Source organism: Mycobacterium sp. E1715 (assembly GCF_001667625.1).
Classification (GTDB): domain Bacteria; phylum Actinomycetota; class Actinomycetes; order Mycobacteriales; family Mycobacteriaceae; genus Mycobacterium.
Genome location: NZ_LZJJ01000434.1, coordinates 1 through 12,953, shown reverse-complemented (window position 1 = coordinate 12,953; position 12,953 = coordinate 1). Strand labels below are relative to the sequence as shown.

General features: G+C 69.0%; 10 protein-coding genes. 4 read left to right on the top strand and 6 right to left on the bottom strand.

The window, feature by feature from the left end; genetic code table 11:
* The 4 genes from purH to A9X03_RS21105 all read left to right on the top strand — a co-directional run.
* A partial coding sequence (gene purH / locus A9X03_RS21120; protein WP_068262803.1) for a bifunctional phosphoribosylaminoimidazolecarboxamide formyltransferase/IMP cyclohydrolase occupies positions 1 to 1,336 on the top strand: 1,336 nt, incomplete at its 5' end.
* Positions 1,337 to 1,380: 44 nt separating this feature from the next.
* The gene (locus tag A9X03_RS21115; protein ID WP_067758140.1) at positions 1,381 to 2,763 is read left to right on the top strand and encodes an ATP-binding protein; all 1,383 of its coding nucleotides are present in this window, start codon (positions 1,381 to 1,383) and stop codon (positions 2,761 to 2,763) included.
* Complete coding sequence (locus A9X03_RS21110; RefSeq protein ID WP_068262799.1) at positions 2,756 to 4,732, top strand: VWA domain-containing protein; 1,977 nt, start codon at positions 2,756 to 2,758, stop codon at positions 4,730 to 4,732. Before A9X03_RS21115 ends, A9X03_RS21110 begins: the two co-directional genes overlap by 8 nt.
* Positions 4,733 to 4,792: 60 nt before the next feature.
* A complete protein-coding gene (locus A9X03_RS21105) occupies positions 4,793 to 5,641 on the top strand; it encodes an aldo/keto reductase (RefSeq protein ID WP_067888322.1) in 849 nt (282 codons plus the stop codon).
* A 2-nt stretch (positions 5,642 to 5,643) separates the two neighbouring features.
* Here A9X03_RS21105 and A9X03_RS21100 read toward each other — a convergent pair whose 3' ends face one another.
* The 6 genes from A9X03_RS21100 to A9X03_RS21075 form a co-directional block, all read right to left on the bottom strand.
* Positions 5,644 to 6,246, bottom strand: a complete 603-nt coding sequence (locus tag A9X03_RS21100; RefSeq protein WP_068016110.1) for a DUF1707 domain-containing protein — start codon at positions 6,244 to 6,246, stop codon at positions 5,644 to 5,646.
* A 106-nt stretch (positions 6,247 to 6,352) separates the two neighbouring features.
* Positions 6,353 to 7,135 (bottom strand): enoyl-CoA hydratase family protein, encoded by a 783-nt coding sequence (locus tag A9X03_RS21095; protein WP_068016108.1) that lies wholly within the window; start codon positions 7,133 to 7,135, stop codon positions 6,353 to 6,355.
* Positions 7,135 to 8,301, bottom strand: a complete 1,167-nt coding sequence (locus tag A9X03_RS21090) for an acyl-CoA dehydrogenase family protein (RefSeq protein ID WP_067758127.1) — start codon at positions 8,299 to 8,301, stop codon at positions 7,135 to 7,137. Before A9X03_RS21090 ends, A9X03_RS21095 begins: the two co-directional genes overlap by 1 nt.
* Entirely contained in the window at positions 8,298 to 10,280 is a 1,983-nt protein-coding gene (locus A9X03_RS21085) for a biotin carboxylase N-terminal domain-containing protein (protein WP_067888327.1), read from the bottom strand. The genes A9X03_RS21090 and A9X03_RS21085 overlap by 4 nt, the downstream gene beginning before the upstream one ends.
* Before the next feature lie 5 nt (positions 10,281 to 10,285).
* Positions 10,286 to 11,875: an acyl-CoA carboxylase subunit beta gene (locus A9X03_RS21080; protein ID WP_156737634.1), complete on the bottom strand. Its 1,590-nt coding sequence runs from the start codon at positions 11,873 to 11,875 to the stop codon at positions 10,286 to 10,288.
* Between the two features lie 2 nt (positions 11,876 to 11,877).
* A partial coding sequence (locus tag A9X03_RS21075; RefSeq protein ID WP_068262796.1) for an acyl-CoA dehydrogenase family protein occupies positions 11,878 to 12,953 on the bottom strand: 1,076 nt, incomplete at its 5' end.

Below are 12,953 nucleotides of genomic sequence, written 5' to 3'. Positions count from 1 at the left end.
CGCCGGCCTGCTCGCCGATCTCCGCAAACCCGAGCACGCCGCGGCGCTCGAGGAACTCGGTGTCGCCGCCTTCGAACTCGTCGTCGTCAACCTGTATCCGTTCAGCGAGACGGTTGATTCCGGCGCCAGCATCGACGAGTGCGTCGAGCAGATCGACATCGGCGGGCCGTCGATGGTCCGCGCGGCCGCGAAAAACCATCCCAGCGTGGCGGTGGTCGTCGACCCGCGCGGTTACGACGGCGTGCTCGCCGCGGTGCGGCACGGCGGCTTTACCCTTGCGGAGCGGAAAAAGCTGGCGGCGCTCGCTTTTCAGCACACCGCGGAGTATGACATCGCCGTCGCGGGCTGGATGGAGTCGACGCTGGCGCCCGAACACCCGCCGACCGCGTTCCCCAAGTGGTTGGGGCGCAGCTGGACCCGATCGACGATGCTGCGCTACGGCGAGAACCCGCATCAGCAGGCGGCGCTCTACGCCGACCCCGGCGCCTGGCCGGGGCTGGCGCAGGCGGAGCAGCTGCACGGAAAAGAGATGTCGTACAACAACTTCACCGACGCGGACGCGGCCTGGCGGGCCGCCTTCGACCACGAACAGACCTGTGTCGCGATCATCAAGCACGCCAACCCCTGTGGGATCGCGATCTCGGCGGAATCGGTGGCCGACGCGCATCGCAAGGCCCACGAATGCGATCCGCTGAGCGCCTTCGGCGGGGTCATCGCGGCCAACACCGAGGTCAGCCTCGAGATGGCCGAGTACGTGAGCACCATCTTCACCGAGGTGATCGTCGCCCCGGCCTACGCGCCGGAGGCGCTCGAAGCCCTGACGCGGAAGAAGAACATCCGGGTGCTCGTGGCCTCCGAGCCGCTGACCGGCGGCACGGAGCTGCGGCCGATCAGCGGTGGGCTGCTGGTCCAGCAACGTGACGAGCTCGACGCGCACGGCGACAATCCCGCGAACTGGACGCTGGCGACGGGATCGCCCGCCGACCCGGCCACGCTGACCGACCTGGTCTTCGCCTGGCGGGCGTGCCGCGCGGTCAAGTCCAACGCCATCGTGATCGCCGGCGGCGGCGCGACCATCGGTGTCGGGATGGGACAGGTGAACCGGGTGGACGCCGCCCGGCTCGCCGTCGAGCGGGGCGGCGACCGCGTCCGCGGCGCGGTGGCCGCGTCGGACGCGTTCTTCCCCTTCCCCGACGGACTCGAGACGCTGACCGCCGCCGGGGTCAGGGCGATCGTGCACCCCGGCGGCTCGGTCCGCGACGACGAGGTGACCGCCGCGGCAGCCAACGCCGGCGTCACGCTGTACCTCACCGGCGCCCGCCACTTCGCCCACTGAACGCTCAGCGCGTGGGGCATTCACGCAACGCGTAGCGTGGAGAGGTGCCATCACCCAGCAATCTGCCCCGCACCGTCGGTGAGCTGCGCGCCGCCGGCCATCGTGAACGGGGAGTCAAACAGGAAATTCGGGAAAACCTGCTGACCGCGTTGGCCGAGGGTGACGAGGTCTGGCCGGGCATCCTGGGTTTCGACGACACCGTCCTGCCGCAGCTGGAGCGGGCGCTCATCGCCGGGCACGACTTCGTCCTGCTCGGCGAACGCGGTCAGGGCAAGACGCGGCTCCTGCGCGCCCTGGTCGGCCTGCTCGACGAGTGGACGCCGGTGATCGCCGGGGCCGAATTGGGCGAGCATCCCTATTCGCCGATCACGCCGGAGTCGATCCGCAAGGCCGCGACCCTGGGCGACGACCTGCCGATCGAGTGGCGGCACCGCAGCGAGCGTTACACCGAGAAGCTGGCCACCCCCGACACCAGCGTCGCCGACCTGGTCGGTGACATCGACCCGATCAAGGTCGCCGAGGGCCGCAGCCTGGGAGACCCCGAGACCATCGCCTACGGCCTGATCCCGCGCGCACACCGCGGCATCGTCGCGGTCAACGAGCTGCCCGACCTCGCCGAGCGCATCCAGGTGTCGATGCTCAACGTCATGGAGGAGCGCGACATTCAGGTGCGCGGGTACACCCTGCGCCTGCCGCTGGACGTGTTGGTGGTCGCCAGCGCCAACCCCGAGGACTACACCAACCGCGGCCGCATCATCACCCCGCTCAAGGACCGGTTCGGCGCGGAGATCCGCACGCACTACCCGCTGGAGCTCGACGCCGAGGTCGGCGTCATCGTCCAGGAGGCGCATCTGTCCGCGCAGGTCCCCGACTACCTGATGCAGGTGATCGCCCGGTTCGCCCGGTATCTGCGGGAATCCAACTCGGTCGACCAACGCTCCGGGGTGTCGGCGCGGTTCGCGATCGCCGCGGCCGAGACCGTGGCCGCCGCCGCCCGGCACCGCGGCGCGGTGCTGGGGGAGACGGATCCGGTGGCCCGCGTGGTCGACCTCGGCACGGTGATCGACGTGCTGCGCGGCAAGCTGGAATTCGAGTCCGGTGAGGAGGGCCGCGAGCAGGCGGTGCTCGAGCACCTGCTGCGCCGGGCGACGGCCGACACCGCGTCGCGGGTGCTCGGCGGCATCGACGTCGGGTCCTTGGTTTCCGCGGTCGAGGGCGGTTCGGCGGTCACGACCGGCGAGCGAGTGTCGGCCAAGGACGTGCTGGCCGCGGTTCCCACGTTGCCGGTGGTCGACAAGATCGCCGCCAAGGTCAACGCCCAGTCCGAGGGTGAGCGCGCCGCGGCACTGGAGCTCGCCCTGGAAGCGTTGTATTTGGCCAAGAGGATCGACAAGGTGTCCGGGGAGGGCCAAACCGTCTATGGCTAGAGGGCATTCGTCGCGCTATTCGGCGTATACCGGCGGGCCGGACCCGCTGGCCCCGCCGGTGGATCTGCGCGAGGCCCTCGAGCAGATCGGGCAGGACGTGATGGCGGGCACGTCGCCGCGCCGCGCGCTGTCCGAGCTGCTGCGCCGCGGCACCAAGAACACACCCGGCGCCGACCGGCTGGCGGCCGAGGCGAACCGGCGCCGGCGGGAGTTGTTGCGCCGCAACAACTTGGACGGCACGCTGCAGGAGATCAAGAAGCTGCTCGATGAGGCGGTGCTGGCAGAGCGCAAAGAGCTGGCGCGCGCGCTCGACGACGACGCCCGGTTCGGTGAACTGCAGCTCGACGCCCTGCCGTCGTCGCCGGCCAAGGCCGTTCAGGAGCTCTCCGACTACAACTGGCGCAGCAACGAGGCGCGCGAAAAGTACGACCAGATCAAGGATTTGCTCGGCCGCGAAATGCTGGATCAGCGTTTCGCAGGCATGAAGGAGGCGCTCGAGGGCGCCTCCGACGAGGACCGTCAGCGGGTCAACAACATGCTGAACGATCTCAACGACCTGCTGGACAAGCATGCCCGCGGCGAGGACACCCAGCAGGATTTCCAGGACTTCATGGACAAACACGGCGAGTTCTTCCCGGAGAACCCCCGCAATGTCGACGAGCTGCTGGACTCGCTGGCCAAGCGCGCCGCGGCCGCGCAGCGCTTCCGCAACAGCCTGAGCCCGGACCAGCGTGCCGAACTGGATGCGTTGGCGCAGCAGGCATTCGGCTCCCCGTCGCTGATGCAGGCTCTGAACCGGCTGGACGCGCATCTGCAGGCTGCCCGGCCGGGGGAGGACTGGACGGGATCCGAACAGTTCTCCGGCGACAACCCGTTCGGGATGGGGGAAGGCACCCAGGCGATTTCGGACATCGCCGAGCTCGAGCAGCTGGCCGAGCAGCTCTCGCAGAGTTATCCCGGTGCCACCATGGACGACGTCGATCTCGATGCGCTGGCACGCCAACTCGGCGACCAGGCCGCCGTGGACGCGCGCACGCTGGCCGAATTGGAACGCGCACTTGTCAATCAGGGCTTTCTGGACCGGGGTTCCGACGGCCAGTGGCGGCTCTCGCCGAAGGCCATGCGCAGGCTCGGTGAGACCGCGCTACGCGATGTGGCGCAACAGCTTTCCGGGCGACGCGGCGAGCGGGACCACCGGCGCGCGGGCGCGGCAGGTGAGCTCACCGGCGCCACCCGGCCGTGGCAGTTCGGCGACACCGAGCCGTGGAACATCTCGCGCACGCTTACGAACGCGGTGCTGCGGCAGGCGGGAACGGCCAGCCTGGACACCACCGGGTCGCTGAACATCACCGTCGACGACGTCGAGGTCTCCGAGACCGAGACGCGCACCCAGGCCGCGGTGGCGCTGCTGGTGGACACCTCGTTCTCGATGGTGATGGAGAATCGCTGGCTGCCGATGAAGCAGACGGCGCTGGCGCTGAATCACCTGGTGTGCACCCGATTTCGCTCGGACGCCTTACAGATCATCGCATTCGGCCGATACGCCCGGACGGTGACGGCCGCCGAGCTCACCGGCCTCGAGGGCGTCTACGAGCAGGGCACCAACCTGCATCACGCTCTGGCGCTGGCCGGTCGGCACCTGCGGCGGCATCCCAACGCGCAGCCCGTCGTGCTGGTGGTGACCGACGGTGAGCCCACCGCCCACCTGGAGGACTTCGACGGCAACGGCACGACCGTGTTCTTCGATTACCCGCCGCACCCGCGGACCATCGCGCACACGGTGCGCGGGTTCGACGACATGGCCCGCCTCGGCGCGCAGATCACCATCTTCCGGTTGGGCAGCGACCCCGGCCTGGCCCGCTTCATCGACCAGGTCGCCCGGCGCGTCGAGGGACGCGTCGTGGTCCCCGATCTCGACGGCCTGGGCGCGGCCGTGGTGGGCGACTACCTCCGGTCTCGCCGCCGCTAGCCCCTCGCGGGGATAGGTGCGCGCCCGACCGGGTACATGGACCGGAGAAGGAGGAGATGCATGAGCAAGGTTCCCACGATCGAACTGAACGACGGTGTGCGCATTCCGCAGCTCGGCTTCGGCGTTTTTCAGATCAAGCCCGACGAGACGGCGGCGGCGGTCAAGACCGCGCTGGAGATCGGCTACCGGCACATCGACACCGCCGAGATGTACGGCAACGAAAAGCAAGTGGCGCAAGGCATCCGCGACGCCGGTCTCGACCGCGCCGACGTGTTCGTCACCAGCAAGCTCAACAACGGCTTTCACAAACCCGACGACGCGCGCCGCGCCTTCGACCGGACACTGCAGGCTCTGGATTCCGACTACGTCGACCTGTTTCTCATTCACTGGCCGCTGCCCACTCTTTACGACGGTGACTTCGTCTCGACCTGGAAGGTCCTCGAAGAGTTCGCCCGCGACGGGCGCGCCCGCAGCATCGGCGTGTCGAATTTTCAAGTCGCACACCTTCAGCGGCTCGCCGAAGAAACCGACACCGTCCCGTCGGTCAACCAGATCGAGCTTCATCCGTACTTCGGTAACACGGAGGTTCGGTCGTACGGGCGCGAGCACGGCATCGCCACCGAGGCGTGGGCGCCGATCGCTCAGGGCAAGGTGCTCGACGACGCGGTGATCAACCGCATCGCCGCGGCGCGCGGCAAATCAGCGGCGCAGGTGGTGTTGCGCTGGCACATTCAGCGCGGCGACATCGTGTTCCCCAAGTCGGTGACGCCGGAGCGGGTCCAGGAGAACTTCGAGCTTTTCGACTTCGAGCTGGACGACTCCGACATGGACGCGATCTCGGCCCTGGACAAGGGTGAAGCCGGCAGGAACGGGCCCAACCCCGACAAGTTCGACTACGTGCCCGGCTGACGCTATTCGCGCGGCCGGCGGGCCTTGCGAATGATGCCGACAGCGCCCCACAGCGAGAAGCCGCGGATGTTCACCTTGGGTGCGCCCGGGGTGCCCTGGCCGAGGACGCTGCGGTCGAAGTTGCCCATGACGCCGCGGCCGTGGATCTCGACGTTCACTTCGGGCGGCAGCAAAATCTTCGTCGCCCCCATGATCGACATCGCGTGGATGTCGACCTCTGTCGACGTGAAGTCGGCGTAACGCAGATCCACCACGCCGTTGCCCCAGAAGGCGAAGGTGGTGAGCTTCTTGGGCACGTTCCACCGGCCGCGCCGTTCGAAGCCGCTCAACAGGGCCAGCAGCAGCGTGGACGGCGCCGGGTTCGGCTTGGCACCGCGGCGCAGGTTGATCTGTGAGCCCGGCAGATCCGCCCGCAGCTGGTCCAGCTCCTCGTACGTGGTCGCCGCGTACGCCCTGGTCAGGCGGTCTTCGTAGTCCTTCATCTGCAGCCGGCCCTGCTCGGCCGCATACGCCAGCAACTGTGCGAGCTGGATGCGATCAGTGTCGGCCGCGCGCGACGATTCGTCGCGCGTGTCCTTCGCGTCGCGTTGCGCAGAGTTGCTCATTACCCACGAGCCTACGACGTCCGGGTCTTGGTGCAAGACGATTGGTCAAACTGCAACCTTGCGCCGCGCCGGCAGGCTTGCCCGGCCGCCTTTGTTTGACACCTGGCTAACTTGCCCAGCTCGGGGGGCGTTTTTGCAGGAACGCCAGCATGCCCTCGCGCGCTTCGTCGGACACGAAGAGCCGGGCCGATTCTTCGGCGAGGCGCTCGGCGTCGCGGTCGAACGCTTCCAGCACCGCAGCCGTGGTCAACGCCTTGGAGGCGGCCAGCCCCTGGGGCGAACCGCGGCCCACGTCGGCGAGCAGCGCAGCCACCGCCGCGTCGACGTCGTCGGCGGCCATCGTGATCAGCCCGATCGCCGCCGCTTCGTCGGCCCCGAAAGTCTCGCCGGTCAGGTAGTAGCGCGCCGCCGCGCGCGGCGCCAGCTTCGGCAGCAGCGTGAGCGAGATGACCGCGGGGGCGACGCCGATCCGGGCCTCGGTCAGGGCGAAGGTGCTGCGCGGTCCGGCGACGGCGATATCGCACGCGCCGACGAGTCCGAACCCGCCCGCGCGGACGTGCCCGTTGATCGCGGCGATCACCGGCAGGGCCGAGGAGACGATGGCCCGCATCACCGCGGTCATCTCGCGGGCCCGGGCGACGGCCATCTCGAAGGGGTCGTCCCCCGAGCCGGCCGCACTGAGGTCCGCGCCCGCGCAGAACGTGTTGCCGGTATGCCCCAGCACCACCGCGCGCACGGCGGGGTCCGTCGCGGCGTCACGCAAGCCCTGATGCAGCTGCTCGACGAGCGTGGTCGACAGCGCGTTGCGGTTGTGGGGCGAGTCCAGCGTCAGCCGCGCGAACGGTCCGCCGGTATCGGCCGGACCGGCGTAGTCGACCAGCGTTTCCATCAGTACGACCGGGGCAGGCCCAGCGACGTCTGCGCCACGAAATTGAGCACCATCTCGCGGCTGACGGGGGCGATCCGCCCGAGCCTGGCCGAGGCGAGCATGGCGGCCACGCCGTACTCCTTGGTCAGCCCGTTGCCGCCCATCGATTGCACGGCCTGGTCGACCGAGCGCGTAGCCGCCTCGGCGGCAGCGTATTTGGCCATGTTGGCCGCCTCCGCCGCACCCGCGTCGTCGCCGCTGTCGTACAGCGCGGCGGCCTTCTGCATCATCAGCTTGGCCAGTTGCACCTCGATGTGGCACTGCGCCAACGGGTGCGACAGTCCTTGGTGTGCGCCGATCGGCGTGCCCCACACCTGCCGGGTCTTGACGTAGTCGGCGGCCTTCTCCAGAGCGAACCGTCCCATCCCGACCGAGCTGGCGGCGCCCATGATCCGCTCGGGGTTCAGGCCCGCGAACAGCTGCGCGATCGCGGCGTCCTCGGAACCGACCAGCGCGTCCGCCGGCAGCCGGACATCGTCGAGGAAGACCTGGAACTGCCGTTCGGGGCTGATCAGCTCCATTTCGATTGGCGTATAGGTGAATCCGGGGGCATCGGTGGGCACCACGAACAGGGCCGGCCGCAGCTTTCCGGTCTTAGCCTCCTCGGTGCGGCCCACCACCAGGACGGCCTGCGCCTGGTCGATGCCCGAGATGTAGACCTTCTGACCCTTGAGGATCCAGTCGCCGCCGTCGCGCCGGGCGGTGGTGGTGATCTTGTGCGAGTTGGAGCCCGCGTCGGGCTCGGTGATCGCGAAGGCCATCGTCAGGGTGCCGTCGGCGATGCCGGGAATCCAGCGTTTCTTCTGCTCCTCGGTGCCGAACTTGCTGATGATCGTGCCGTTGATGGCCGGCGAGACGACCATCAGGAGCAGCGCGCTGCCCGCCGCCGCCATCTCCTCCATCACCAGGGACAGCTCGTACATGCCGGCGCCGCCGCCGCCGTACTCTTCGGGCAGGTTCACCCCGAGGAAGCCGAGCTTGCCCGCCTCCGACCACAATTCGTCGGTGTGTTCGTGCGCCCGGGCCTTTTTCAGGTAGTACTCGCTGCCGTAGTTGGCGGCCCAGGCGGCCACCGACTTACGCAGGGCCTGCCGCTCTTCGCTTTCAATGAAGCTGGTGTCGGTCATGCTGGATCTCCTTCTGCTTGCGGCGCCTCGACGCGCGCCAACACGGTGCCCACCTCGACTTGCTGGCCGGTCTGGACGTTGAGTTCGGCGAGGACGCCGTCGGTCGGCGCGGTGATGGTGTGTTCCATCTTCATGGCCTCGAGCCAGATCAAAGCCTGCCCGGCATTGACGGCGTCGCCGACCGCGGCGCCGATCCGGATCACGTTCCCTGGCATGGGCGCGACCAGCGAACCCTGTTCGACGGCCGAGCCGGGCTCCGGGAAGCGCGACAGCGCGACCAGGCGGACGGGCCCCCGCGCCGAGTCGATGTAGACGTCGTCACCGTATCGAGCGACCGTAAAGCCGCAAGCCACCCCGGAGCCGTCAGCCAGCACGACCTCGCCCGGCGTGGCCGAGACCAGCCGCACCTGCTCGTCGTGCGCCAACAGCAATCCCGATCTGCCGAAACGGTATTCGACTTGGTGCTCGCCGCCGTCGGCGTCGCGGTAACTCTTCACCTGGTAGCCGGAGGCCAGGTTGCGCCAGCCGCTGGGCAGCGATCCCAGGACGGGGGCCCCCGCGCGGTTGCGCGCGGCGTCGGCGAGCGCGGCGGCGATCGCCGACAACCGGACGGTGTCGCCACCGGCGAGCGGCGCCGAGAGTTCCTGCAGTCCGTGCGTGTCGAAAAACGCGGTGTCGGTGGCGCCGTCGAGAAATGCGGGGTGGCGCAGCACGTTGACCAGCAGCTCGCGGTTGGTGCGCAGGCCGTGCAACCGGGTGCGGGCGAGCGCATCGGCGAGCACCAGCGCCGCTTGCCGGCGCGTCGGCGCGTACGAGATGACCTTGGCCAGCATCGGGTCGTAGTGAATGGACACCGTGGATCCGGCGACGACGCCCGAATCGAGGCGGATGCCCGTTCGGTGCCCAAGCGTGCGGAATTGCGACTGGACCGCCGGCACGTCGATGCGGTGCACGCGGCCCGCCTGCGGCTGCCAGCCCTGGGCGGGATCCTCGGCGTAGAGGCGGGCCTCGATCGAATGCCCTTGCGCGGCGGGTGGTTCGGCGTCGAGGCGATCGCCGTTGGCGACGGCGATCTGCAGTTCGACGAGGTCGAGCCCGGTGGTCTCCTCGGTCACCGGATGCTCGACCTGCAGCCGGGTGTTCATCTCCAGGAAGTAGAACTCGCCGTCATCGTCGGCGAGGAATTCGACGGTTCCGGCGCCCGTGTATCCGATCGCCCCGGCTGCGAGCCGGGCCGCGTCGAAGAGCTTGGCCCGCATGGCAGGGGTGCGCTCGACCAGGGGAGAGGGGGCCTCCTCGATGATCTTCTGGTGCCGGCGCTGAATCGAGCATTCCCGTTCTCCGACGGCCCAGACCGTGCCATGCGTGTCAGCCATGACCTGAACCTCGATGTGGTGCCCAGTGGGCAGGTAGCGCTCGCAGAACACGGTCGGGTCGCCGAACGCGGACTGCGCCTCACGGCGGGCCGCTTCCACTTCGCCTGCGAGAGCGGACAATTCGCGCACCACCCGCATCCCGCGGCCGCCACCGCCGGCGGAGGCCTTGACCAGCACCGGAAGCTGCGCCTGGGTCACCGTCTCGGGGTCGAGCTCGTCGAGCACCGGAACGCCGGCGGCGGCCATCAGCTTCTTGGACTCGATCTTGGAACCCATGGCCCGCACCGCATCGACCGGCGGTCCGATCCACGTCAGGCCCGCGCCCTGCACGGTCGCCGCGAAATCGGCGTTCTCCGAGAGGAACCCGTACCCCGGATGCACAGCGTCGGCGCCCGCGGCGCGGGCGGCCGCGATGATCGCTTCGGCGTTGAGGTAGTCGTTGGTCTTGGCCAGCCGCACCCGGGCGTCGGCCTCGGCGACATGGGGCGCGTCGGCGTCGGGGTCCGTGTAGACGGCGACGGTGCCCAGGCCCAGCCGCCGGCAGGTGGCGAAGACCCGCCGGGCGATCTCGCCGCGGTTGGCGACCAGCACTCGAGTAACCATGGGGCTCACATCCGGAAGACGCCGAAGTTCGACGTCCCCTTGATCGGGCCATTGGCAATGGCGGACAAACACATTCCCAAGACGGTGCGGGTGTCGCGCGGGTCGATCACCCCGTCGTCGTAGAGCATCCCGGACAGGACCAACGGCAGCGACTCGGCCTCGATCTGCCCCTCGACGGCGGCCCGCATCGCGGCGTCCGCCTCCTCGTCGACCTGCTGACCCCGCGCTTCGGCGGCGGCCCGCGCCACGATCGACAAGACGCCGGCAAGCTGAGCGCCGCCCATCACCGCGGATTTCGCGCTGGGCCAGGCGAACAGGAACCTGGGGTCGTAGGCGCGGCCGCACATGCCGTAGTGGCCCGCGCCGTAGGAGGCGCCGATCAACAGCGAGATGTGCGGGACGGTCGAGTTGGAGACGGCGTTGATCATCATCGAGCCGTGCTTGATCATCCCGCCCTCCTCGTAGTCTTTGCCCACCATGTAGCCGGTGGTGTTGTGCAGGAACAACAGCGGGGTGTTGGAGCGGTTGGCCAGCTGGATGAATTGGGTAGCCTTCTGTGACTCCTCGCTGAAGAGCACGCCGCGCGCGTTGGCCAGGATGCCCAGCGGATAGCCGTGCAGCCGGGCCCACCCGGTCACCAGCGACGACCCGTACATGGCCTTGAATTCGTCGAATTCGGAGCCGTCGACGATGCGGGCGATCACCTCGCGGGGGTCGAACGGGATACGCAGGTCCGCGGGCACGATGCCGATCAGCTCCTCGGCGTCGAACAACGGATCCGCGACCGGCCCGGGCGCGGGGCCCCCTTTGCGCCAGTTCAGCCGGGCGACGATGCGGCGCCCGATGCGGATGGCGTCGAGCTCGTCGACGGCGAAGTAATCCCCCAAACCGGAGACGCGGGAATGCATTTCGGCGCCGCCCAACGACTCGTCGTCGGACTCCTCGCCGGTGGCCATCTTGACCAGTGGGGGACCGGCCAGGAACACCTTCGACCGCTCCTTGATCATCACCACGTGGTCGGACATGCCGGGAATGTAGGCGCCGCCGGCGGTCGAGTTGCCGAAGACCAGGGCGATGGTGGGGATGCCGGCCGCCGACAGGCGGGTGAGGTCGCGGAACATCCGCCCGCCGGGGATGAAGATCTCCTTCTGGGTGGGCAGGTCCGCCCCGCCCGATTCCACCAGCGAGATGACCGGCAGCCGGTTTTCGAACGCGATCTGGTTGGCCCGCAAGATCTTCTTCAGCGTCCACGGGTTGCTGGTGCCGCCCTTGACGGTCGGGTCGTTGGCGACGATCAGGCATTCCACGCCGGACACCACTCCGATGCCGGTGACGGTGCTGGCGCCGACGGTGAACGCGCTGCCGTAGGCCGCCAGCGGGCTGAGCTCGAGGAAGGGGGAATCGGGGTCGACGAGCAGCTCGATGCGTTCCCGGGCGGTCAGCTTGCCTCGGCCGTGGTGGCGCTCGACGTACTTGGGCCCGCCACCCGCAAGCGCTTTGGCGAGCTCGGCGTCGATCTCCTCGAGCCGGGAAGTCGCCGTCGACGCCGCGTCGGTGTAGGCGGCGGATTGCGGGTCCAGCGTGGACTGCAGCACGGTCATGATTGGTATCCAAGCGTTTTCGCGGCCAGTGCGGTCAGGATTTCGGTGGTGCCGCCACCGATGCCGAGGATCCGCATGTCGCGGTATTGGCGTTCGACTTCGGATTCGGCCATGTAGCCCATCCCGCCGAACAGCTGGACGGCCTGGTTGGCCACCCATTCGCCCGCCTCGACGGCGGTGTTCTTGGCGAAACACACCTCGGCGATCAGATTCGTCTCGCCGGCCAGCTGTCGCTCGACCACGTGGCGGGAGTAGACCCGCGCGACGTCGATGCGCCGGGCCATCTCGGCCAGCGTGTTCTGCACCGACTGCCGGGAGATCAGCGGCCGACCGAAGGTTTCGCGGTCGTGGCACCACTGCACCGCCAGGTCCAGGCACCGTTGGGCGCTCGAATACGCCTGCGCGGCAAGGCCGATCCGTTCCGCGACGAAGGCCTGCGCGATCTGCAGGAATCCACTGTTCTCGGCGCCGACGAGGTTGGCCGCCGGAACTCGGGCGTCGACGAAGGACAGTTCGGCGGTATCGGAGGACCGCCACCCCATCTTGGCCAGCTTGCGGCTCACCTCGAAGCCCGGCGTTCCCTTTTCGACCACCAGCAGCGAAACGCCCGCGGCGCCCGGACCGCCCGTGCGCACCGCGGTGACGACGTAGTCGGCGCGCACCCCGGAGGTGATGTAGGTCTTGGCGCCGTTGACCACGTAGTGATCACCGTCGCGCACCGCCGACGTTCGCAGGTGCCCGACGTCCGAACCGCCGCCGGGCTCGGTGATCGCCAGCGCGCCGATCTTGTCGCCGGCCAGCGTTGGCCGGACGAACTCCTCGATCAGCCGCGCATCGCCGGAGGCGATCATGTGTGGCACCGCGATGCCGCAGGTGAACAGCGACGCGAACACGCCTCCCGGGGCGCCGGCCTGATGCACCTCCTCACAGATGATCACCGCGTCGGCGCCGTCGCCGCCACCCCCGCCGACCGCCTCGGGAAAGTTCGCCCCCAGCAGGCCGGCCGCCCCGGCGCGACGGTGCAGCTCACGCGGCAGCTCCCCGACGCGCTCCCACTCGTCTGCGTGGGGCA

What these genes read in the sequence shown, in the direction of transcription:
- A9X03_RS21110 (WP_068262799.1), top strand. Translation starts at nt 2,756, where the DNA reads ATGGCTAGAGGGCATTCGTCGCGCTATTCGGCGTATACCGGCGGGCCG.
- A9X03_RS21105 (WP_067888322.1), top strand. Translation starts at nt 4,793, where the DNA reads ATGAGCAAGGTTCCCACGATCGAACTGAACGACGGTGTGCGCATTCCG.
- A9X03_RS21100 (WP_068016110.1), bottom strand. Translation starts at nt 6,246, where the DNA reads ATGAGCAACTCTGCGCAACGCGACGCGAAGGACACGCGCGACGAATCG.
- A9X03_RS21095 (WP_068016108.1), bottom strand. Translation starts at nt 7,135, where the DNA reads ATGGAAACGCTGGTCGACTACGCCGGTCCGGCCGATACCGGCGGACCG.
- A9X03_RS21090 (WP_067758127.1), bottom strand. Translation starts at nt 8,301, where the DNA reads ATGACCGACACCAGCTTCATTGAAAGCGAAGAGCGGCAGGCCCTGCGT.
- A9X03_RS21085 (WP_067888327.1), bottom strand. Translation starts at nt 10,280, where the DNA reads ATGGTTACTCGAGTGCTGGTCGCCAACCGCGGCGAGATCGCCCGGCGG.